19 protein-coding genes are annotated in these 21,220 nt (G+C 65.8%); 13 read left to right on the top strand and 6 right to left on the bottom strand.

Annotation, left to right across the window (positions count from 1 at the left end; translation table 11 throughout):
- The first annotated feature begins 68 nt into the window (after nt 1–68).
- Nucleotides 69–911 (top strand): RNA polymerase sigma factor, encoded by an 843-nt coding sequence (locus tag KQI11_RS06695; RefSeq protein ID WP_216401556.1) that lies wholly within the window; start codon nt 69–71, stop codon nt 909–911.
- Nucleotides 908–1,588, top strand: a complete 681-nt coding sequence (locus KQI11_RS06690) for a DUF2461 domain-containing protein (protein WP_216401555.1) — start codon at nt 908–910, stop codon at nt 1,586–1,588. The genes KQI11_RS06695 and KQI11_RS06690 overlap by 4 nt, the downstream gene beginning before the upstream one ends.
- A gap of 61 nt (nt 1,589–1,649) precedes the next feature.
- Here KQI11_RS06690 and KQI11_RS06685 read toward each other — a convergent pair whose 3' ends face one another.
- Nucleotides 1,650–2,024: a pyridoxamine 5'-phosphate oxidase family protein gene (locus KQI11_RS06685; RefSeq protein WP_216401554.1), complete on the bottom strand. Its 375-nt coding sequence runs from the start codon at nt 2,022–2,024 to the stop codon at nt 1,650–1,652.
- A gap of 124 nt (nt 2,025–2,148) precedes the next feature.
- On the opposite strand from KQI11_RS06685, the gene pdxR reads away from it, so the two are divergent.
- From pdxR to bilS, 9 genes are all read left to right on the top strand, one after another.
- Nucleotides 2,149–3,558: a MocR-like pyridoxine biosynthesis transcription factor PdxR gene (pdxR, locus tag KQI11_RS06680; protein WP_216401553.1), complete on the top strand. Its 1,410-nt coding sequence runs from the start codon at nt 2,149–2,151 to the stop codon at nt 3,556–3,558.
- A gap of 848 nt (nt 3,559–4,406) precedes the next feature.
- Nucleotides 4,407–4,778, top strand: coding sequence for a VOC family protein (locus KQI11_RS06675; RefSeq protein ID WP_059004603.1), 372 nt, complete (start codon nt 4,407–4,409; stop codon nt 4,776–4,778).
- Nucleotides 4,779–5,024: 246 nt separating this feature from the next.
- On the top strand, nt 5,025–6,482 hold the full coding sequence (locus tag KQI11_RS06670) for a hypothetical protein (protein ID WP_216401552.1): 1,458 nt from the start codon (nt 5,025–5,027) through the stop codon (nt 6,480–6,482).
- Between the two features lie 87 nt (nt 6,483–6,569).
- Nucleotides 6,570–7,541, top strand: a complete 972-nt coding sequence (locus KQI11_RS06665; RefSeq protein WP_216401551.1) for a class B sortase — start codon at nt 6,570–6,572, stop codon at nt 7,539–7,541.
- Between the two features lie 874 nt (nt 7,542–8,415).
- Complete coding sequence (locus KQI11_RS06660; RefSeq protein ID WP_243164218.1) at nt 8,416–10,044, top strand: Na/Pi cotransporter family protein; 1,629 nt, start codon at nt 8,416–8,418, stop codon at nt 10,042–10,044.
- A gap of 512 nt (nt 10,045–10,556) precedes the next feature.
- Entirely contained in the window at nt 10,557–11,123 is a 567-nt protein-coding gene (locus KQI11_RS06655; protein WP_353653931.1) for a CDP-alcohol phosphatidyltransferase family protein, read from the top strand.
- Nucleotides 11,120–12,532, top strand: a complete 1,413-nt coding sequence (locus KQI11_RS06650) for a phospholipase D-like domain-containing protein (protein ID WP_216401550.1) — start codon at nt 11,120–11,122, stop codon at nt 12,530–12,532. Before KQI11_RS06655 ends, KQI11_RS06650 begins: the two co-directional genes overlap by 4 nt.
- Before the next feature lie 180 nt (nt 12,533–12,712).
- On the top strand, nt 12,713–14,647 hold the full coding sequence (locus KQI11_RS13235) for an alpha/beta hydrolase family protein (RefSeq protein WP_286172617.1): 1,935 nt from the start codon (nt 12,713–12,715) through the stop codon (nt 14,645–14,647).
- A gap of 205 nt (nt 14,648–14,852) precedes the next feature.
- Nucleotides 14,853–15,359, top strand: coding sequence for a flavodoxin family protein BilS (gene bilS, locus KQI11_RS06640; protein WP_216401549.1), 507 nt, complete (start codon nt 14,853–14,855; stop codon nt 15,357–15,359).
- 340 nt (nt 15,360–15,699) lie between these two features.
- Here bilS and KQI11_RS06635 read toward each other — a convergent pair whose 3' ends face one another.
- Genes KQI11_RS06635 through KQI11_RS06625 form a run of 3 tightly spaced genes read right to left on the bottom strand, consistent with a single transcriptional unit; the run spans nt 15,700 to nt 16,803 of the window.
- Nucleotides 15,700–16,125, bottom strand: a complete 426-nt coding sequence (locus KQI11_RS06635; protein ID WP_216401548.1) for a VOC family protein — start codon at nt 16,123–16,125, stop codon at nt 15,700–15,702.
- A gap of 32 nt (nt 16,126–16,157) precedes the next feature.
- Nucleotides 16,158–16,571: a hypothetical protein gene (locus tag KQI11_RS06630; protein WP_216401547.1), complete on the bottom strand. Its 414-nt coding sequence runs from the start codon at nt 16,569–16,571 to the stop codon at nt 16,158–16,160.
- Between the two features lie 31 nt (nt 16,572–16,602).
- Nucleotides 16,603–16,803 (bottom strand): hypothetical protein, encoded by a 201-nt coding sequence (locus KQI11_RS06625; RefSeq protein ID WP_021661306.1) that lies wholly within the window; start codon nt 16,801–16,803, stop codon nt 16,603–16,605.
- A gap of 1,668 nt (nt 16,804–18,471) precedes the next feature.
- Between KQI11_RS06625 and KQI11_RS06620 the strand changes: the two genes are divergently transcribed.
- Nucleotides 18,472–18,669, top strand: coding sequence for a hypothetical protein (locus KQI11_RS06620; protein WP_021661311.1), 198 nt, complete (start codon nt 18,472–18,474; stop codon nt 18,667–18,669).
- A gap of 29 nt (nt 18,670–18,698) precedes the next feature.
- Nucleotides 18,699–19,085 (top strand): hypothetical protein, encoded by a 387-nt coding sequence (locus KQI11_RS06615; RefSeq protein WP_216401546.1) that lies wholly within the window; start codon nt 18,699–18,701, stop codon nt 19,083–19,085.
- A 334-nt stretch (nt 19,086–19,419) separates the two neighbouring features.
- Here the strand turns inward: KQI11_RS06615 and KQI11_RS06610 are convergent, their stop codons facing one another.
- Together KQI11_RS06610 and KQI11_RS06605 are read right to left on the bottom strand one after the other, a co-directional pair.
- Nucleotides 19,420–19,983 carry a TetR/AcrR family transcriptional regulator gene (locus KQI11_RS06610; RefSeq protein ID WP_021661121.1) on the bottom strand — a complete coding sequence of 188 codons (564 nt, stop codon included), beginning with the start codon at nt 19,981–19,983 and terminating at the stop codon, nt 19,420–19,422.
- Between the two features lie 34 nt (nt 19,984–20,017).
- A complete protein-coding gene (locus KQI11_RS06605; protein WP_216401545.1) occupies nt 20,018–21,151 on the bottom strand; it encodes a M20 family metallopeptidase in 1,134 nt (377 codons plus the stop codon).
- Nucleotides 21,152–21,220 lie beyond the last annotated feature (69 nt).

Here is a 21,220-nt window from a genome sequence, read left to right as displayed (position 1 = left end):
GCCAATCTTTGAATGGACTGTCACAACCGGCGGCGCGCGCCGTCTAACTATGTATAGGAGGTGTGCGCATGAATGATTTGACCGCACTGGAAAAACAGACCATTGAACGGGCCGTCGCCGGCGACCAGAAGGCGCTGGAAGAGGTGTTGGCCGGGGTGCAGGACTTGGTGTTCAACCTCTCCCTGCGGATGCTGGGGCTCCTCCCCGACGCGGAGGACGCCACCCAGGAGATCCTCATCAAGGTGATGACCCGGCTCTCCTCTTTCCGACAGGAGTCGAGCCTCTCCACCTGGGTGTTCCGCATTGCACTCAACCACCTGCGAGACTACAAAAAGGGGATGTTCACCCAGCGCCCCCTGAGCTTTGAAATCTACGGCGAGGACATCGCCTCCGGCCGGGAGCGGGATGTCCCCGACCTGGGCGGCGGAGTGGACCAGGGGCTGTTGGAGCGGGAGCTCAAGCTCTCCTGCACCAACGTCATGCTCCAGTGCCTGGACGCCGAGAGCCGCTGCATCTACGTGCTGGGCACCATGTTCCGCCTGGACAGCCGGGTGGCCGCCGACATCCTCGGCCTGAACCCCGCGACCTACCGGCAGCGGCTCTCCCGCATCCGCAAAAAGGTGGGCGCCTTTTTGGGGGAGTACTGCGGCCTGGGCGGCGGGAGCTGTTCCTGCAAGCGGCGGACCAACTACGCCATCGCCACCCACCGCATCGACCCCGGGCTGGAGGAGTGCAGCTACCGGGACATCGCCCAGTTCACCGACGCCATGGAGGAGCTGGACGGGCTCTCCCAGGTGTTTGCCGACCTGCCCGCCTACCGCACCCCCGAAGAGGTGCGCGACTGGGTGAAGGGGCTGCTGGCCTCGGGCAGTTTTGCCACCGTGATGCAGACAGAGGGGGCGAAGGGATGAAGATGGAGGAGATGCTCTCCTTTCTGCGGGAGCTGGAGGAGCACAACGACAGGGACTGGTTTCACGCCCACGAGGAGGAGTACCGGCGGGCCACCGCCGCCTTTGAGCAGCTGGTGGGGGAACTGAACCTCGCCCTGCATCGGGGGGATCCGGAAATCCCCCTGGCCGCGCCCAAGACCCTCACCTTCAAGCTGATGCGGGACACCCGCTTCAGCCGGGACAAGTCCCCCTACAACCCGTCTTTCCGCGCCCACATCGGCCCCAAGGGGAAGCTGCCGGTGCCGGTGGGCTACTACCTCTTTTTGCGGCCGGGGGGGCGCTCTTTCCTGGGCGGGGGGCTCTTTGCCGACATGTTCCGGGACGCCACGACCCTGGTGCGGGACGCCATTGCCGCCCAGGGGGAGCGCTGGGGGGAGATCCTCGACGCCCCCGACTTTCGGGCGCATTTCACCGTGGGCGGCAGCGCCCTCAAAAACGTTCCCCGGGGCTACGACCCGGATCACCCCCAGGCCCAGTACCTGAAGAACAAGAGCTGGTACCTGGAGTACCCGCTGGGCGACGAGCAGCTTTTGACCCCCGACTTTGTGGACTTTGCCGCCGCCCTCTTTTTGAAGATGCGACCCTTCAATGCCTTTTTGAACGAGGCCCTGGCCCCCTTTGAGATGCCCAGCCGATGAGACAGAAATGAAAAACGAGCCGCCGGCAGCGTTGCCGGCGGCTCGCTTTGGGGGATGGGGGCTACATGGTCTCCTTGAGGGAGGTGACGGTGACTTCCAGTACCCGGCTGAGCCAGGGGAACTGGGCGACCATCTTCTCAAAGTCGGGGCCGGAGGTGAGGAAGCGGGCGGTCCCCTCGAGGCGGAAGCCGGCGCCCATGGAGCCGCCGCTGCCCTCCACCTGGTTGCTGCCCAGGGCCAGCAGCACCTTGTTGTTGGCAGACGTGTCCTTTTCGATGCTGGTCATCCCCCCGGCGGGGATGAGCAGGCGGTCGTCCTCGGTGATGTTGATATAGCTGTGCCAGGTGTTGACCACGTGGGGTTCGTTCTCGCAGCAGGAGACGATGGCCACCACCCCTTCGTGGGCGAGAATGTCGAGCAGTTTTTTGTCCAGCATGTTGCGGTCCTCCTCATTGGATTGCGGTGTGATTTGCTTTCTGGCACCAGTATAGGATATAATTGGCTTGTTAGAAAGAGCCAATTTGAGAGAAATTATAGGAGCCAGTTGGAGGCGATGTCGGGTGCTCATCCTGCTTGAAGAGAGGGGCGGCGAACCCCTGTACGTACAAATTTACCGCCAGATCAAAGAGATGATCGCCGCCGGACAGCTGCGCCCGGGGGAGCGGCTGCCCTCCACCCGGGCCCTGGCCGCCACCCTGGCGGTGGGGCGGAACACGGTGGAGAACGCCTACGCCCAGCTGGTGGTGGAGGGATATGTGAGCAGCCGCCAGGGGAGCGGGTACGAGGTGCAGCAGCTGGTGGAGCTGGGGCCCTGCCCACCCCCGGCCCCCGCCGAGAGGCGGGAAGCGCCGCCCCCGCCCCTGGGCGAGCGGGTGCGCATCGACTTTCAGTATGGGCAGCTGGATCCCCGCGACTTCCCCCTGGGGCTTTGGCGGAGGTGGACGGCCCAGGCCCTGGACGAGCTGCAGCCGGAGGAGCTGGTGGGGTACAGCAGCGGCAAGGGGGCCTACGGCCTGCGCCGGGAGGTGGCCCGCTACCTCCGCCGCTCCCGGGGGGTGGTCTGCGCGCCCGAACAGGTGCTCATCTGCGCCGGGACCACCTACGCCCTGAGCCTGTTGGGGCAGATGCTGCGCCCCCGGTGGGGGCAGGTGGCGATGGAGGACCCGGGCTACCCCAACGCCAAAGAGGTGTTTGCCAAGTGCGGCCTCGGGCTGCTGCCCATCCCGGTGGAGGGGGACGGCCTCTGCGTCGACGCCCTGGCGGGCAGCGGCGCGGGGGCGGTTTACACCACCCCCTCCCACCAGTTCCCTGGAGGGGCGGTGCTCTCCATTCAAAAGCGGCACCAACTGCTCAACTGGGCCCGGCAGACCGGCGGGATCGTCATCGAGGACGACTACGACAGCGAGTTTCGCTACCACAGCCGGCCCATCCCCTCCATCGCCAGCCTCAGTCCCGGGGACAACGTGGTCTACATGGGCACCCTCTCCAAGATCCTCTCGCCGGGGCTGCGGGTCAGCTACATGGTGCTGCCGCCCCTGCTGACCGAGGTGTACGACCGCGGGTTCGCCGAGTACCCAGCCTCGGTCTCGATATTGGAGCAGAAGGTGTTGGAGCGGTTTTTGGGCTCGGAGAGGTGGGAGGCGCACCTCCGCCGGGTCTGCACCGCCAACCGCAAGAAGCACGACCTGCTGGTGCGCTGCCTGAAGGAGGAGCTGGGCGGGCGCTTTGCCGTGCAGGGGGAGAACGCGGGGCTGCACCTGCTGGTGCAGTCGCTGGAGGGGCGGGGGGAGGAGGAGCTCATCCGCCGCGCCCTGGCCCGGCAGGTGCGGGTCTACCCGGTCTCCCGCTACTGGATGGAGCGGGCGCGCTACGGCGGGGACACGGTGCTGCTGGGGTTTGCCGGCCTCTCGGAGGAGGAGATCTGCGAGGGGGTACGGCTGCTGGGCGAGGCCTGGGGGGAGGAAGGGTAGTCACCTGGCCCGGCCCCGGGGGAGGGGCCGTCCGCCGCCGCTGTTTGAAGGGCGGATACAGGTGGAAAGGGGAAGGCAGCGCCTTCCCCTTTTTTGCTTGTGATAAGGGGACTGCCCGGCGCCGGTTTCCCCTGGTGGAGGGGCGAGGGGGCAATGGGGCAGTGGGGCAGGTTTCCCGAGCGGAAGCGAGGGGGCGTTTCTGGTTGCCCCTGCGAAGGCAGAAGGGGAGGGGGGACCTCCCGGTCGGGGCGGGGAGAAAGGGGGAATGTTCCGGTCGGGGCGGTTGCGGGTGGCTGCGCGCCTTTTTGCCCGGAGGTCTGTCTGGGTGTAGGAGAGTGGGCCCTGGCGGGCAGAGAAGGAGCGACGTTGGGGGGTGACGTCCCCGCCAGGGGACGACCTGTGGCGGGAAGGTCGGCTGCTTTTCCGGCGTGAGTTCGTGCTGTGGGGGAAAAGCGTCGGCGCGGGTCTGCCCTGGCTGAATTGGTTGCGGCGGGGGCTGTGTCCCCTTTTTGATTGGGGGTCTGTCTGGGCGGGGAATTGGGTCCTGGCGGGCGGGGAAGGGACGGGATTTGGGTTGCGGCGATTGGGGGCGGAGGAGACTGCCTTTCAGGGCGACGACTCGCGGCGGGAAGGTCGGTTGCTTTTCCGGCGTGAGTTCGTGCTGCGGGGAGACAGGGGGCAGACTTTTGAGTGACGGGGCTGCCCTGCGTGGGGAGGAGGGAGCTGGACTTCCGCCCGGTGGGGTCGGCCAGCGGGGGCGGCGGCCGAATGCCCTTGCCACCCCCTGCGGCTTTGTGCTACACTGGAGGCAGGGAAAAAACCTGTTTCTGGAAAAAGGAGGAATTGTTATGTCCGCTGAAATTCGCCTTGCCGACATCGTGGTCGACTGCGCCGACGAGGGGCAGCTCTGCGCCTTTTACGAGGGCCTTCTCGGCTGGAAGCGGGGGGAGATGTTCGGTCACCCCACCCTCACCAGCGCCGCCGGGGTCACCCTTCTCTTTGTGCAGGAGGAGGACTACGTCTCCCCCGTCTGGCCGGAGGAGGAAGGCCGCCAGCAAAAGCAGGTCCACTTTGACTTTTTGGTGCCCGACGTGGCGGAGGCCGTCGCCAAGGCCGAGGCATTGGGCGGCAGAAAGGCCGACGCCCAGTTTGGCGGCGAGGTGTTCACCACCGTTCTCGACCCCGCGGGTCACCCTCTCTGCCTGGTGAAAGAGGGATAGAAAAACAGGGTATTTAAAGGAGGGTCCTCCGCTTGGGCGGGGGGCCTTTTTTTGTGGCTTCTCCTTAAAAAGTCACGAAATGAAAATACAGGAAAGAAATTGTGACCAAACGGCACAGGTGCGGGTTGAGGGCCATTTGACAAGGTTTCACAAGAGGGGATGCGCCGATTGTTTTCCCCATTTGCCGCTGATATGATGAAAAAAGAAAACCCGAACATTTGGGAGAAGAGAAAGGATTGCGGCAACATGGAAAAACACCCGGAAAAACGGCTGGTCAGCCTTCTTCTGGCGGCGCTGCTGGCCTTCCCGGCCACTGCGGCCCTGGCGGCGGGACCGGCGGGCGAGAACATCGAGGTCTTTGCCAGCGGCGAGACCGGCAGCGGCGGCGGGGCCGACCTGACCAACACCGAGGACAGCCCCTTTGACCCGGTCAAGTTTGCAGACCCCAAACAGGGGGTCACCTCGGCTCAACTGGTCATCTACGCCTACGACGTGGACGCCCCGGACGAGATCGACGAGGTCTTTCTCAACGGGCACTCGGTGGGCATCCTCACCGGGATGGACGAGGAGTGGAACACCAGCGTCCTCGAGGTGACCGGCGACGCCCTGAAGTCCCTGTGCGATGGGCAGGAAAACAGCATCGCCGTCAAGACCAACAGCGGCTGGATCGTCTTTGTGCGCACCGTCACCCTGGTCGTCAACGGCGGCAACGCGGGCGGCCAGTTCGACAGGGGCAGCTCCACCGTCACCGCCGCCCTCAACGGGCAGGAGATCGTCACCTCGGTCTCGGTCACCTCGGTCAGCGGGGGGACTTTTGGGGTGGAGTACGCCGTCAAGGAGCTGGACAGCGAGGGCAACCAGGTGCGCCAGGTGGCCAGCAAGAGCGAGCCCAGCGTCTCCTTTGCCGCCGGCACGGTCCACAGGGAGGAGGAGACCTTTTCCCTGCCCGAGGCCCCCAAGCCGGGGACCGCCTACCGGGTGGACTACGTCATCAAGGACAGCTTGCAGATCCCCGTCTTCACCCTGAGCGCGGTCGTCGGCTCCACCGTGGAGGCGGGCGTTGCCGTCGAGAGCGGTGAGGTGGCCGCCGACGCCATCTCGGTGCAGGGCCTCAAGGGCGCGGCGGCCGCCCTGGCCAGCCCCACCGAGGGGAATGCCACCTCGGTGACCCTGACGGTGAGAGAGGGGAAGGAGGCCGCCGACTACGGCGACATCCTCACCCGCGCCGAGGGCGACGGGCACGCCGTGGGGTTGGCCCTGGAACTGACCGTCGACAAGGAGGTCAGGGATGCGGCGGGCCAGTTGGTGGCCGGCGAATCCGGCCCGGTGGCGCAGTTGGATCGGCCCATCCAGATTTCCATCCAGCTGCCCGCGCCGCTGCAGGGGAAGACCGGTTACGCGGTCTACCGCTCCCACCAGGGGAAGGTGGACATTCTCACCGAGACGGCCAACGGCGAGGGGGAGGGGATCGCCCTGAGCGCCGACGGGAGCGCCCTCACCCTGACGGTCGGCAAGTTTTCCACCTACGCCATCACCTATCAGGGGGAGAAGGGCGGGACCCCTGTGGAGCCCGGTCGGTTGGACGACGAGCCCAACACCGGCGCGCCCGCCCAGACCGCCGGTTGGGCCGTCGGTCTGGGGACCCTGTCGGTGGGCGCCTTCCTCTTCTGGAAGCTGCGCCGCGGTGTGGGTCCGACCCGCTAGATCCGCTTTGATCGCGCGGTGAGAAGCCGCGGAGAAAGGGTGTGAGTCGATCACATCCTTTCTTTTGCAGAGAGAGGGGGTGGCGGGATGGACCGCGGCGAAAAATCGGCCCTGCGGCCCACTGGGGTGGGGCGGGTCTCCCTTTTGGCGCGGGTGGCCCTGCTGGCTCTCCCCGCTTTGGGGGAGTGGGCGCTGGAGCGGCTGGCACTGCTCGGGCGGGCGGCGGGCTACGGCCTGCTGGCCCTGGGGGAGTGGCTGGGAGAGCGCTGTCTCGCCCTGCTCCGCCGAGCGGGGGACGGTCTGGGACGGGTGGGGGAGCGGGCTTGGCGCGGCGGTGGGACCGCGGGGGCGGCCCTTCTCTGCCTGCTGGTCGCCTCTACCCCGGCTCTGGCGGGGCTTCTCCCCGCCGCCTCCCAGGCGATGGCGGCGCCGCACCTGCAGGCGGCGGGGGAGGCTCTGGCCGCCCCACCGGAGGACCCGCTGGCCTATCTGCAGCCCCTTTACGCCCAGAACAGCGACCTGGTGGGCTGGATCGCCGTCGAGGGGACGGGAATCGACTTTCCGGTGGTGTGGGAGCGGGCCGCCCCCTACTATCTGACCCACAACTTCGCCCGCGAGGAGGACCGCTTCGGCACCCCCTTCATCAAGCATGAGATCTCTTTGGAGGACCGGCCGGACAACCTGATCGTCTACGGCCACAACATGCCCCACAGCGAGGAGATGTTCGGCCCGCTGGAGGGATACCGCGACGCGGCCTTCTGCCGGGCGCACCCCACCCTGCGCTTTGACACCCTGACCCAGGCGGGGGAGTACCAGGTGGTGGCGGTGCTCCTCACCCGGGTCTACCGCCAGGGGGAGGAGGGGTTCCGCTACTACGCCGAGACCGATTTCCCCGACGAGGCGTCCTTTGCCTATTTCTACGAGAACATCAAGGAGGGGTCCCTCTACGACACCGGGGTGGAGGCCAGCTGCGGCGACAGCTTTCTCACCCTTTCCACCTGCGTGTACGACTGGGAGAACGGCCGCCTGGCGGTGGTGGCCAAACGGGTTTCCCCGTGACCTTTGAGGCGGCGGGCCGGATGTGTTCCGGCCCGCCGCTTTTTTGTGGGGAGGAAGTGTGGGGCAGAGGGCGGTGGGGGGCGTTTGGAGGGGGAGGGGCGGCCCCCTTTTTGCCCTGGCGCTGGAGAGACGGACGGGAGGTGGATCGAATTTCCCCGGGCTCGGGCGGGCTTTTCAGAGGCTGTGCGCCCCTGCTTGAGAGCCAGGCCCGGTCGGACTGGCGGGGGAAGGGGGAAGGGCTGTTTTGTCGCCCGCCGGCGGGGTGCTTACGGCGGAGAGCGGCCCTCGCTCTGTCCCCGTGCGGGAGGGGGCGGACCGGCAGTCGACTGGACGGTTGCGGCGGCGAGGAGGGCGCTGCCGGGGACGTGCCGGCGGGCGGTTTGCCGATCGGGCCCAGGGTCAGAGGGAAAGCAAAATCGTTTGCGGGCGCACATGCTCCTCTGCAACAGGAAGGGGAGCTGTGCGGCCAGACAAGGGGGGACCCGTTTGCGGGGGCGTGTGCTCTCCTGCAGCAGGGAGGGGGACTGTATGGTCGGACAAGGGGGGCCGCTTGCGGGCGCGCGTGCTCTCCTTGCTTTGCAGCTCTCCGCGGGGGCTGCGCGGACACCGCCTATCCCCTGCGCCGCTCCCACCTGTGGGGGCGGTTTCTCTGCGGACCAGCCCCGCCGTGGCGCGCCGACTGTCTCTCCGCACAGGGGAGGGGGCTGAAATTTGTGCAGGAATTTGTCGGCAACCCATTGCAATTGCCGGACAATTTCTATATCATTAAAATATATAATGTATGTAAAAAGAATGTAAATTCTAAGAAAAGTCCAGCGAATCTTGCGGGGAGGGGGACCTCCCTAAAATTACGGTAAAGTGGGTTTGTGTGACGATGGGAATTGGCAACATTCTGGCCCTTTTAGGGGGCCTCGGCGCATTTCTGTTTGGCATGAAGTACATGGGCGACGGGCTGGAGGCAGCCGCCGGGCCCAAGATGAGCAACCTGATGGAGACCTTGACCCGGACGCCGGTAAGGGGCTTTTTGTTGGGGATGCTGGTGACGGTGGCCATTCAGTCCTCCTCCGCCACCACCGTTATGGTGATGGGCTTTCTCAACGCCGGCATCCTCAACCTGGCCCAGGCCACCGGCGTCATCATCGGCGCCAACATCGGCACCACCATCACCAGCGTCCTCATTGCGCTGGACATCTCGGCCATGGCGCCCTTTTGCATCTTCATCGGCGCGGCGGCCCTCCTCTACTGCAAGAAGCGCACCCACAAGCACATCGGCCAGGTGGTGCTGGGCTTCGGCATCCTCTTTCAGGGGCTGGACACCATGAGCGGCGCCATGGGCGCCCTCAAGGACGTGCCCGCCTTTCAGCAGTTCATCACCACCGCCAAAAATCCCATCGTCGGGGTGCTGGTGGGGGTGCTGCTCTGCGCGGTCATCCAGTCCTCCTCCGCCGCCGTGGGCGTGTTGCAGGCCCTGGCCCTGCAGGGGCTGATGCCCATCCACTTTGCCTCCTTCATCATCTGCGGCATCAATATCGGCTCCTCGGTGCCCCCCTTCCTCTCGGCCATCAGCGCCAAGAACAACGCCAAGCGGGCCGCCTGCATCTACTTCATCTACAACGTCATCGGCGCCCTTCTCTTTGTGCCCATCACCCTGTTCACCCCCTTCACCGACTGGATCGAGATGCTCACCGCCGTGCCCATGGTGCAGGTCTCCCTCTGTCACATCGCCTTTAAGGTGGTCACCGGCCTGGTGCTGCTGCCCTTTACCAACGGCATCGTCAAGCTGTCCTACAAATTTGTCCCCCGCAAGGCCCACGAGGACGAGCGCCGCCTCCTCTTCATCGACAAGAACCTGGCGACCTCTCCCAGCGCGGCGGTGGCCCAGATCCAAAAAGAGGTGGAGCGGATGAGCCGGGTCGCCCGCAACAACTTTGTGCGGGCCGCCGAGGGGCTGCTCAAGTCGGACGTCTCCCAGGCCGAGTTGATCCGCGACCAGGAGGACTTGATCGACTATCTAAACCACGGCATCACCGACTTTCTGGTGAAGATCACCAAGCAGGAGATGCCGGGGCGGATCTCCCTCTACGTCAGCCGCATCTTCCACGTGGTCAGCGACATCGAGCGCATCGGCGACCACGCGCTCAACCTGCTGGAGCGCACTGAGATGTTTGTGGACAGGGAGCTGCTCTACTCCCCCATGGCCATCCAGGAGCTGGAGACCATCTACGAGGCCGACCTCTACCTGTTTGACCGCTCCATCGGCGCCTTCCTCCGCCAGGACTTGACCGACGAGGAGGAGGGAGAGCTGCACGATTTGGAGGAGCGGGTGGACGAGCTGGTCCTCACCTCGCAGGACAACCACGTGGCCCGGCTGCGCCGCAACGAGTGCCAGACCGAGCCCGGCCTGGTCTTTGACGAGGTGCTCAACGATTTAGAGCGCATCGGCGACCACTCCTTCAACATCGCCCAGGCTGCCAAAAAGGGGAAGGCCGTGCGGATGGTCTGATTTCCGCTGGATTTTCTGAGCTGGGAGGGCCCTCCTTTTCTGCGAGTGGTATCGTGTTTTCTCTGCGCCCCCACTGCCAAAACGGCAGTGGGGGCGCTTTTTGTGGTGTGGCGGGAGGGGAGGCATTCTCCGCGGCGAGAGGGGGGCGCGGGGGAAAGGGGAAAAGGGGGGCTGTTGCGAGACGGCGGGGTGTGGGCGACCGGTTGGAGCGATTGGGGGGCAGGAGAAGGGGGCGCTGTGGTGGGGCCACGGCGGGGGCGAGCTTCTCTTTGAGATTTTGTCACAGATGGCCGGCGGCCAGCGCTGGGTGCCGGCGGTTTTGAGGGGGGAGGCCGACGGCGGTCCGTTTTGCGCTGTTTTTCGGCGGCGGCTGGCGGGGAGATACGCGTGGGCGGCGCGCGGGGGAAAGGCGGGCCGGCGAGGGGGGGAACCATTCTGTTTGGCAGTTGTCGCCACCCCCCGGGCTGTGCTAAGATGGGGGAGGAAACCAATTGAAGAAGGAGTGGTTCGCTGTGGAAAGACCCCGCCTCAACGAGGCGCTGAGCATTCCCAACTGCATGTGCTACTTTCGCATCCTCCTCATCCCCCTTTTCGTCTGGCGCTTTGCCACCGCCGAGACGGCGGCCGACTACTATCTGGCGGGGGGGATCGTCGCCCTATCGGGGCTGACCGACCTCTTTGACGGAAAGATCGCCCGCCGCTTTCAGATGGTCACCGAGCTGGGCAAGTTCCTCGACCCCCTGGCGGACAAGCTCACCCTGGGGGCGCTCCTCCTCTGCATGGCGCTGCGCCGCCCCGCCCTCTGGCCGCTGATGGCCCTCTTTGCGGTGAAGGAGGGGTTCATGGCGGTGATGGGGCTGCTTTTGCTGCGGCGGGGGCGCAAGCTCGACGGGGCCATGTGGTTTGGCAAGGTCTGCACCGCCACCCTCTACCTGGCGGCGGCCGTCCTCCTCCTCTTCCCCGAGCTGCCGGGCGGGGTGCAAAACGGCATCGCCCTCCTCTGCGCGGCGGTGATGGCGGCCACCCTGGGGCTCTATGTCCCGGTCTTTCGCCGGATGTGGCGGGAGAGCGCCCGATGAGCCGCCGACTGGCCCGGGCGGCGGGCATGGCCCTGGGGGGCTACCTGGGTTACGCCCTGGCGGGGGGCGTGCTGGCCTACTGGTTCCCCCAAAAGGCGGCCCCTGCCCTGTCCCCCGACGCCTTTTGCGGCGACGGCGAGGGGGTGGACCGGGTGCTGCTGGTGGAGGAGCCGCGGGCGGGGTTTGCCCGCCGGGTAGAGGTGATGCGGGCGGCGCGGGAGACCCTGGATCTTTGCTGCCACTGCGCCAAGGCGGGGGAGAGCGTGGAGGCCTTTTTCGGCGAACTCATCCGGGCCGCCGACCGGGGGGTGCGGGTGCGGGTCCTCTTTGACGGCAAGGTGGGGGGACTGAAGGGGGAGCACCGCGCCATCCCCGCGGCCCTTTTGAGCCACCCCAACATCCGCTTTCGGCTCTACAACCCCATTGACCCCCTGCGCCCCTGGCGGTGGAACGCCCTGCTGCACGACAAGTTTTTGGTCGCCGACGACCGGCTGATGCTCCTGGGCGGGCGCAACCTGGGGGACGAGTACTGCGACCCGCCCGGGTACGCCGGGCCGGTCACCTACGACCGGGACGTGCTGGTGGAAAACACCGCCGCCAGCACCCTGCGGGGTGGGGAGAGCGCCGTCTCGCAGGTCAAGGGATACATGGACGCCCTCTGGTCGGCCCGGGAGACCGCCGTTCCCCCCGCGGCCGACCCTGCCAGAGGGCGGGCCGCCCAGCGGCGGTTGCGGCAGATCGCCGCCCGCTGGGAGGCGCGCTGGCCCGACTACTACCGCCCCGCCCGCCCGGCGGGGGAGGAGACCCTCCCCACCAACCGGGTCACCCTGGTAACCAATCCGGTGGTGCCGGGGCCCAAGCCACCGGTGCTGGGGGCCACCCTGGCCGCCCTGCTCAAAGGGGGGCGGCAGGTGGACATACAGACCCCCTACGCCACCGCCAACCCCCGGCTGCTGGAGGAGCTGCGGCAGATCGCGGGCGGGGCCCAGCGGGCGCGGCTGCTCACCAACTCGGCCTACTCCTCCCCCAACTTCCCCGCCTTTTCGGGGTACGAGTGCGCCAAGGGGGCCTTTCTGGACACCGGCTTTGCCCTCTGGGAGTACCAGCGGGCCGACTCCATCCACGGCAAGGCCTGCACGGTGGACGGCCGGATCGCCGCCGTGGGCTCCTTTAATCTGGACGACCGCAGTTTTTACATCGACACCGAGACCGCCCTGGTGGTGGACAGCCCGGCCTTCTGCCGCGCCCTGCAGGGCGAGTTTGAGCGGCTTTTTGCCCAGTGCGCCCAGGTGGGGCCGGACGGCGGCTACCTGTCCGGCCCGGTGGAGCCCGTGCCGGTGCCGCCCAAAAAGCGGGCCACCATGGCGCTTGTCTCCCTCTTCTCCCGGGCGGTGCGCCCGCTGATTTAGGGGCTGCGACACCGGCGGTGCAGGGAGGGGGAGACCTCTCCCGAGGGGCCGCCCGGCCGGGGCGCTGGGCGGGAAGAAACGACCTTTTGGGGCGGTGGGGCGGATTGCCGGCCCGGCTGACCCACGGCATTTTGAAACTGGCAAACAGACATCAAATGGAGGGAAATACAATTGGAAAAGATGACTTCCAGCAGCCTGCGCGAGATCAGCTTTGTCTCCGCGCTCCGCCACTCCCCGGAGGGGGGACACGCCGCCGCGGTGGTGAGCCGGGCCAACGGGGACAACGGCTATGACAGCCGCCTCTGGCTGGTGGGCGAGGGGGAGGTCCGCCCCCTCACCGCCGGTGGGGAGGAGCGGGCCTTTCTGTGGGAGGACGAGGGGCACCTCCTCTTCCCGGCGGCCCGCACCAAGGCCGAAAGGGAGCAGACCGACGCCACCACCTACTACCGCCTGCCGGTGGACGGGGGCGAGGCGGCGCCCGCCTTCACCGTCCCCCTCAAGGCGGTGGAGTTGCAGCGGGTCGAGGGCAGCCGCTACCTGGTGACCGCCCTGGGGGAGCGGGACGACCCCACCCCCGCGGAGGAGGACCGCTGGGCCGGCGACTACCAGGTCATCGACGAGCTGCCCTACTGGGGCAACGGGGCCGGGTTCACAAACGGCAAGCGCCGTCGCCTCTACCTCTTTGACGCGCAGACGGGGACCTGCGAGCCCATCACCGCCCCCGCCCAGCAGGTCTGCCAGGCCCGGGTCGCCGGGTGCGGGCGGTTTGTGGGCTACACGGTGCAGGGCTTTGAGGGGGTGCAGCCCCTGCATCACACCTTCTGTCTCTACGACCTGACCAGCGGCGAGACCCGCACCTTTTTGGAGGGGGACTACACCATTTTGCAGTTTGCCATGGCCAAAGAGGGGATCTTTTTGGTGGCGGCGAAAAATGACCGCTGGGGGATCAACCAGAACCCGGAGATCCTTCGCCTGGACACCGAGACCGGGGAGGTGGAGACCCTGCTCGACCGGGACCGCAGCCTCTGCGACGCCGTGGCCAGCGACTGCCGGCTGGGCGGCTGCACCACCTTTGCCTGCGAGGGGGGCAAGCTCTACTTCACCGGGCTGGACGGCTACTCCTCCCACCTCTACACCCTGGAACTGGAGAGCGGCGCCTTTGCCGAGCGGGTGCACCTCTCCGGCTCGGTGGACGGCTTTTCCGCCTGCGGCGAGCAGCTCCTCTGCGTGGCCATGGTGGGGCAGAACCTGCAGGAGGTATACCGGGTGGAGGGGGACCAGCTGCAGCCGGTGACCGCCTTCAACCGGGCCTATTTGGAGAAGTACCCCCCCATCGCCCCCCAACACCTGACCTTTGCCGACGCCGACGGGGTGGAGGTGGACGGCTGGGTGCTCGTCCCCCGCGACTTGGCGGAGGGGGAGCGGCGGCCGGCCATCCTCGACATCCACGGCGGGCCCAAGGCGGCCTTTGGCGAGGTGTACTACCACGAGATACAGCTCTGGGCCAGCCAGGGGTACTTTGTGTTTTACTGCAACCCCCGGGGCAGCGAGGGCAAGGGCAACGCCTTTGCAGAGCTGCGGGGGGCCTACGGCACCTACGACTACGATGATTTGATGCAGTTTTGCGATTTGGTGCTCGAGCGCTATCCCGCCATCGACGAGGGGCGGGTGGGGGTCACCGGCGGCAGCTACGGCGGCTTTATGACCAACTGGATCATCGGCCACACCGACCGCTTCCGGGCCGCGGCCTCCCAGCGCAGCATCTCCAACTGGCTGAGTTTCACCTACATCTGCGACATCGGCTACTGGTTTGGCACCGACCAGATGGCCGCCGACGCCTGGTCGGACGCGGAGAAGCTCTGGTGGCACTCGCCCCTGAAATACGCCGACAACTGCAAGACGCCCACCCTCTTCATCCACTCGGACGAGGACTACCGCTGCTGGATCCCCGAGGGGTACCAGATGTTCACCGCCCTCAAACTCCACGGGGTGGAGACCCGGATGTGCGTCTTTCACGGGGAGAACCACGAGCTCTCCCGCTCGGGCAAACCCGAGCACCGCATCCGCCGGCTCGACGAGATCACCGCCTGGTTTGACCGGCATTTGGAAAAATAGATACCCGAACAGGCGAGAGGGGGCGCATTTGCGTCCCCTCTCTTCTTCTGCCATTCGCCAATAGACGCCGGAAAACGCCCGTCAAATTATACAAATAGTTTTATATTCATAAAATACAACAAAAATCTTTATAAAATGCCCTTGCATCCCACTGAAAAGGGGCCATAATGGGGAAAAGAGTCCCTTTTCGGGAGGAGGAATTTTAATGACTTACGCCGTCGTTTTTGCCAGCCAGACCGGCAACACCCGCCGGGTGGCCGAGGCCATCCGCGACGCTCTGCCCGCCGACAGCTGCCTTTCCTTTGGCCCCCCGTCCCCCGCGGCCGCCGGGGCCGAGCTGCTGTTTGTCGGCTCCTGGGCCGACAAGGGGGACTGCGCCCCCGAGGTGGCCGCCTTTTTGGAGGGGTTGTCCGGCCAGCGGGTGGCCCTGTTCGGCACCGCTGGGTTTGGCGGCTCCGACGCCTACTTTGACCAGTTGGCCGCCCGTTTTGCCGCCCACCTGCCCGGCGGCTGCCGTCTCACCGGACACTTTTTCTGCCAGGGGAAGATGCCCCTCTCGGTGCGCTGCCGGTACGAGCAGATGCAGGCCGAAAACCCCGGCGATCCAAAGGTCGAGGGGATGCTCGCCAACTTCGACGCGGCCCTCGCCCACCCCAGCGCCGCCGACCTGGCCGCGGCCGCGGCCTTTGCCAGGGAACAGGCGGAGAGGTAAAGCACCGCACCCTCCTTTTTTGGATCTTGGCAGGGAGAAGAGGACGGGTTTCCGCCATTGGGCGCTCCTCACCGTTTGAAGCAGTATCTTCCCCTTAAAGAGGGAAAGGACCGCCCGGACGCTCTCCTTTCAGGGGGAGCGCCCATCTCTGACTGGGAGTGCGTTTTACCGGGGTGGGGCAAACTGGTGAGAAACTGCTCCCCAGGCCAGCCGCCTTGCGCCCCCTCTCCTGGCCCGGTTTGAAGCCGAGGGGGAGGGGTGCGGGCAGGCCATCCCCCCCTCACGCAAAAAAGCCCTCTCCAGGACGGGAGAGGGCTTTTTTCGGTACGGGGAAACCCATTTACAGCAGGGCGAAGTGCTCGCTCTCGATGACCGGCTTCATGGCGCAGAGGCAGAAGGGGTGCCCGGCGGGGTCGAACATCACCCGCCAGCCGTCGGAGAACTGCTCGGCCGCCTCTGTCGCCCCGCAGTGAAGGGCGTATTCGACCGCGCCCTCCAGGTCGTCCACGGCAAAATCCAGGTGGGCCATCTGCTGTTGGGCCGCCGGTTCCTCCGGCCAGACGGGCGGCAGGTAGGCGGGGTTTTGCTGAAAGGTGATGCCGGGATAGGCCCCCTGCTCGACGCCCGCGGGGCCGATGCAGGCCCACTCCTCATTGGAGAAAAAGAGCTCCCACCCCAGCAGCCGGGTGTAAAATGCCGCCAGGGCGGCGGGGTCCTGAGAGTCTATGGTAAAGGCGTACATCTTGATCGTCGGTTTGTTGTCCATGTAAACAGTCCCTTCCAATTCATTGAGAGGCGTCAGCGGCAGTCCTCCGACCGCCTGCGGCCTGCGCCCTGTTTTTGGCCGTTCAAGTTGGCCTGCAGCAGCCGGGCCAGCGCCGGGCAGCCACAGTCAGACGCGAGGGCGATGCCCCATTCCAGCAGCCGGACGGCGGTTTCCGGCGGCAGCTCGTCGGCATTTCCCACCGCCCACCAGGGGAGCGCGGCGGCGGGCTTTTCCGGCTTTGCCGTCAAAAACAGGTAGCCCACCAGCTCTTCGCCGCGAAAGACAAAGCCAAACTGGGGCAGCTTCCCCCTCTGCGAGCAGTCCATCTCCCGCCGCAGGGCCGCCTGCCCCCCTTTGGCGGGGCAGAAGCCGAGCTGCGGCAGCCGCTCCAAGACGGCGTCCCTGTGCGGTTGGGGGATGTCCAGGTAATTGACGATTTTTTCCATGCCGGTCTCTCCCTCTCCCCGTCTGCCGGGGCTACTTCTCCAACAGCCGCTCCTCAATCAGGCAGCCGGCGATCTCAAAGGCGCGAATGCGCCGGGTGGCCAGGGTGAGCTGCGAGCGGTACCGCTCGGGGCGCTCCTTTGCGGCCAGCGTTTTCACCGTCTCCCGCAACTTGTGCAGGGTCGAATCGATTTGTCGCTTGGCTTCCGTCAGCTCTTCTCTTGAAAAATCCACCTTGTACCTCCTCTGCCGGTCAGCGGGTCTCCTCGTTTTTTGGGGGGGAAGCAAATGCTTCCAATCGGGCGGGGGAGGCGGTGGGATGCCCGCAGCTGTGATTGCCGAGGAGGGGCTGATGCGCCTTTCGCACTGTGTGCCGCTGACCCCGCGGTCCTTCCAAAACCGGTGACTGCTCCGCCCGGCAGTGCTTGCAGTTGCCGCGTTCACCGGGAAAGGCGGCCTGCGTGTGGGGGAGGGGGCACAGATGTGGCCGGTCCGCCCGGCGGAATGGGGACATGCACTTCCCCCAGCGCAAGGCCGCTCCCAATCTCGCCGCCGCAGGTGCAGTCCCCCGCGTGGGGTGCGACTTAAACCACCGCAACAAGTGGGGGCAGTTCGGAGAATTTCAATCCACGCACCCGCGTGGGGTGCGACAAAGGAACCACCAAAGGCCACATTTTGAGGTATAGATTTCAATCCACGCGTCCGCATGGGGGACGACATGTGCTCCGACGGCCAGGCCTTACCGCCCAGCAATTTCAATCCACTCGCTCCGCGTGGGAGCGAGACCAACGTGGGGATCGGACGCCGGAAATTGACGTCCTCATTTCAATCCACTCGCTCCGCGGGGAGCGAGACGAGGCGGTCATGGAACAGGCACGGGAGCTGATTATTTCAATCCACTCGCTCCGCGTGGGAGCGAGACGTTGCCGGTGGCCTCGCGGGGGTAGGAGACGCGGGATTTCAATCCACTCGCTCCCGCGTGAGAGCGAGACTATTTTGGCTTGGCTTTGTATTTTCTGTTGTCTTATGTCAATTTCAATCCGCGCTTTCCGTGGGGGAAACGCGGCGAGCAGCCGGGGTGAATGGGGACTGGTGCGGGGCGGGATGCAAGGCAGATAGGCGACTCAAGAGTTCTTATCGCGGCCTAGAATAAAGTCAGTAGTCCTTTGGTAATAATCGGCGAGAGCGACAAGAAGGCGTACGGGGATTTCGCGCTCTTTTGTCGGTACGGGGGTACGGATGGTAAGAACCAAGCGGGATGGACATCAGTATAAGGACAAATGACTGTTCACCGAATTTCAATCAACTCGCCTCGCGTGAGAGCGAGACCCATAAATAAATTCTTTATATTTGGCTTTTAATCTATTCCTCTCACATGGGAAACGAATTTCTATAAGCTGATTTTACGGTGGCCTGCCCACAAAGTCAACGGCAAGATGGGGGAAATGGCTGCCGGTTTTTCAGATGACCTAAGGGAAGTGGTCGGCAGGCGGCGGTTGAGGGGATATTTTCGGCTGAAAAAGAGGGATGCATACGGGACGTGGGGATTTTAATCATCTTGTTTTTTTACAGCGTTGAGCGTATCCTAACTCTGCGAGAGAGGGAGGGCGACAAAAGGATTTCGCGGTATGGGTTTGCGCAAATCGCCTTTTTACTATCGTGAAATAGTAAAATCAATACGGCAATAGAAAATAGGTGTATACTGTTTTTCCGCGGGCAGATAGGAGGACTTTCGCCGTCCGCAAGCCGGATTTTCGATAAACAAATCATCCGTTGGAGGAAGGGAGCCGCAAACCAGTGCGGTGTTTTCTCTCCCCATTTGCACCCCTAAAAAGGGGTGCAAAAATGAGGTGTTTATTGGGGGTGCGACAGACACTACAATGGATGTAAGGAAGATGGACGGTGATTGCGGTGTTTGAAGTGAGAAAAGAGGAGTATGTCAGCAAGACCTTCCGGCTGAAAAAAGAGCTGGTAGACGAGCTGGCAAAGTGCGCTTCAGAAAACGGCATCTCGGTCAACGAGCTGGTCTCCCAGTGCTGCCGCTACTCCCTCGACAACATGGAGGTCAAGCACCCCGCAGGGGCTTGCGGCGCCTTATGAGGGCCGGGCGGACAAGGGAGGAGCGGGCGGTGCGCCGGCTCTACTGGGGGTTTCAAAAAGCCGTCCTGCGGATGGACAGGGAGATGTCCTACGCCTTTGACCAGCTGGCAAGGGTGTGGAAAGAGCCGCCGGGGGTGCGGGAGGCCCGCTTCCACCTCCGCCTCCCGGCACCGGCGCTGGTCTGCCTGGCCCTCGCGCCGGTGCTGACGGCGGTGCTGGCCGGGGCGGTGCGTGCGCTCGTTCTGGGGGCGGCGGCCCTGCCAGTGGCCCTCTCGCTGGGGGTGGAGTGCTGGCGGCGCTGGCGGCTGCGGCGGACGTCCCTGATGGACATCCATGTGCGCTGTCAGTGCATCCTCCGCACCGCGCGGGAGCTGGACGGCGCGATCTACAACGCCATTGACAGGGGTGAGGGGTGACCTTGCGCCCCTTTGTATAAAAAGAGCGCCGTCCCGGTCGGCTGACTGGGGCGGCGCTCTTTTGCCGGGAAGGACGGGCCGGGCGGTTGGGGCGGCCGTTTTTCCGCCGGAATCGCCTTTTGGGCGGGGAAATGCGCTGGGTGTATGTGCTTTCAGAGGGCGGTTTGGCGGGCGGGCACCGGCTGTTCCCCCTTGCCGAAGGCGGGCGGGGAGGGGGCCGGCGTCTCGGCACAAAGCGGGCGGTCGGGGCGGCCCCCGGTACGGGCGGGAGCAAAAACAGGGGAGGGCCCCTTCGGCGCGGCTGCCGGAAGGGGCCCTCCCTTTTGGGCGGGGGTCATCTGCGGTCGGTGCGGTACTTTTCCAGCGCCCGGGCGATGTCGCCGTGGATGAGGATGCTCAGGCGGCCGACAATGGCCTGGGGCTCGTCCTTCATCCCGCGGCGGATCCAGTCCAGCAGGATGCCCACGAAGGCGTACTTGTAGAAGTCGGCGATGAAGCGCTTGTCCTCCTCCCGCACCGGCAGGCCGACGGCCTGCTCCTCCACCACGCCGATGAGCAGGTCGTAGGTCACCTGGTAGAGGTAGCGCTCCACCTGTTCCCGGCTGATGGAGTGGTAGGCGTTCATAATGAGGGGCTTGTTGGCCAGGGCCATCTGAAAAATCTGCAAAAAGCCCTGCTGCCAGGTGTCGTAGGTCTTTTGGCCGCCGATGGCCGCCTCTGCCTCCGCCAGGAAGATCCACTCCACCAGGTCGTAGATGTCCTGAAAGTGGTAGTAGAAGGTCTGGCGGCCGACCCCGCAGTCCTCGGCGATGTCGGTGACGGTGATCTTGTCCAGCGGCTTTTGCAGCAGCAGCTTCTTCAGCGAGGCGGCCAGCGCCAGCTTGGTGGTCTGTGACATGGGCAGTTTCCTCTCCTTCTTCGGTTGGCGGGGGTCAGAGGGACGCGATCAGGGCCCGGTAGCAGTCGGCCGCGGCGGCCACCTCTTCCAGGGGGATCCGCTCGTCCCGCTTGTGGCAGAGGGCGTCGTCCCCGGGGCCAAGGATGACGAAGGGCAGCCCCGTCTGGGGGATGAACTGGGACGCGTCGGTATAGAAATAGAGCCCCTTTTCCCCGCCGGGCAGACCGCAGGCGGCCAGGGCCTCCCCCACCGCGAGGGCGAAGGGGCTGTCGGGGTCGGCCGCCACCGAGGGGCGGTCGTTTTGCACCCGCAGGGAGAGTTTCAGCCCCGGCCGCTGGGCCTCCAGCGCCCGGGCCACCTGGTCGGCCCGGGCGAGGACGTCGTCGCTTTTCAGGCCCGGCAGGGTGCGGATGTCCAGGGTGGCGGAGGCGGCGTCTGGGATGACGTTGGTCTTGACCCCGCCGGAAAGGGTGGTGAGGCTGACGGTGGTGCGCCCCAGGAGGGGGTGGGTCTCGCCGCTGTCCAGGGCGGCGCGCAGCCCGGCGGCAAAGGTGGTCACCCCGTCGATGGCGTTGACCCCCAGTTCCGGCCGGGAGCCGTGGGAGGAGAGGCCGAGGGCCTCCACCTCCAGCCAGAGGCAGCCCTTTTCGCAGCTTCCCGGGTGCAGGCCGGTGGGCTCGCAGATGACGGCGGCCACCGCGCCCGCAAAGGCCCCCTCGTCCCGCAGCAGGCAGACCCCCATGCCGCTGGTCTCCTCGTCGGCGGTGAAGCAGAGGCGCAGGTCCAGCGGGGGAAGGACCCCTTCCCGCAGGAAGGCGAGGGCGGCGGCGACCATGGCGGCGGCCCCGCCCTTCATGTCCACCGCGCCCCGGCCGTGGAGATAGGCGCCGTCGAACGCGCCCCCAAAGGGGTCGCGCTGCCAGAGGGGGGCGTCGGGCACCGGCACGGTGTCCAGGTGCCCCACCAGGCAGAGGGCGCGGCTGCGGTCCCTGCCCGGCAGGGTGATGACCATCGAGTCCCGCCCCGGGCCGTGGGGGTAGCGGCGCACCTCCACCGGCAGGCCGGTGAAACACGCCTCGATGCGGTCGCAGACGGCGGCCTCGTTCTGCCCGTCCGAGCGGATTTGGACGAGCTCGCTCAAAAGGGTTTTCAGTTCCTGCATTTTCATGGGCAAAGGCTCCTCTCGGTTGGCGCGCGGCCCCGGCAGAGGGGCAGGGACGGCGCGCGCGTGGGTTTT

This window comes from Acetanaerobacterium sp. MSJ-12, from assembly GCF_018917875.1.
In the GTDB taxonomy this organism is placed as follows: domain Bacteria; phylum Bacillota; class Clostridia; order Oscillospirales; family Ruminococcaceae; genus Bittarella; species Bittarella massiliensis.
The sequence above is the reverse complement of the archived record's forward strand: the minus strand, read 5'-3'. Positions and strand labels throughout refer to the sequence as shown.

Coding starts and splice junctions, on each gene's coding strand:
- KQI11_RS06695 (WP_216401556.1), top strand. CDS start 69: ATGAATGATTTGACCGCACTGGAAAAACAGACCATTGAACGGGCCGTC.
- KQI11_RS06690 (WP_216401555.1), top strand. CDS start 908: ATGAAGATGGAGGAGATGCTCTCCTTTCTGCGGGAGCTGGAGGAGCAC.
- KQI11_RS06685 (WP_216401554.1), bottom strand. CDS start 2,024: ATGCTGGACAAAAAACTGCTCGACATTCTCGCCCACGAAGGGGTGGTG.
- KQI11_RS06675 (WP_059004603.1), top strand. CDS start 4,407: ATGTCCGCTGAAATTCGCCTTGCCGACATCGTGGTCGACTGCGCCGAC.
- KQI11_RS06670 (WP_216401552.1), top strand. CDS start 5,025: ATGGAAAAACACCCGGAAAAACGGCTGGTCAGCCTTCTTCTGGCGGCG.
- KQI11_RS06665 (WP_216401551.1), top strand. CDS start 6,570: ATGGACCGCGGCGAAAAATCGGCCCTGCGGCCCACTGGGGTGGGGCGG.
- KQI11_RS06660 (WP_243164218.1), top strand. CDS start 8,416: ATGGGAATTGGCAACATTCTGGCCCTTTTAGGGGGCCTCGGCGCATTT.
- KQI11_RS06650 (WP_216401550.1), top strand. CDS start 11,120: ATGAGCCGCCGACTGGCCCGGGCGGCGGGCATGGCCCTGGGGGGCTAC.
- KQI11_RS13235 (WP_286172617.1), top strand. CDS start 12,713: ATGACTTCCAGCAGCCTGCGCGAGATCAGCTTTGTCTCCGCGCTCCGC.
- bilS (WP_216401549.1), top strand. CDS start 14,853: ATGACTTACGCCGTCGTTTTTGCCAGCCAGACCGGCAACACCCGCCGG.
- KQI11_RS06635 (WP_216401548.1), bottom strand. CDS start 16,125: ATGGACAACAAACCGACGATCAAGATGTACGCCTTTACCATAGACTCT.
- KQI11_RS06630 (WP_216401547.1), bottom strand. CDS start 16,571: ATGGAAAAAATCGTCAATTACCTGGACATCCCCCAACCGCACAGGGAC.
- KQI11_RS06610 (WP_021661121.1), bottom strand. CDS start 19,983: ATGTCACAGACCACCAAGCTGGCGCTGGCCGCCTCGCTGAAGAAGCTG.
- KQI11_RS06605 (WP_216401545.1), bottom strand. CDS start 21,151: ATGAAAATGCAGGAACTGAAAACCCTTTTGAGCGAGCTCGTCCAAATC.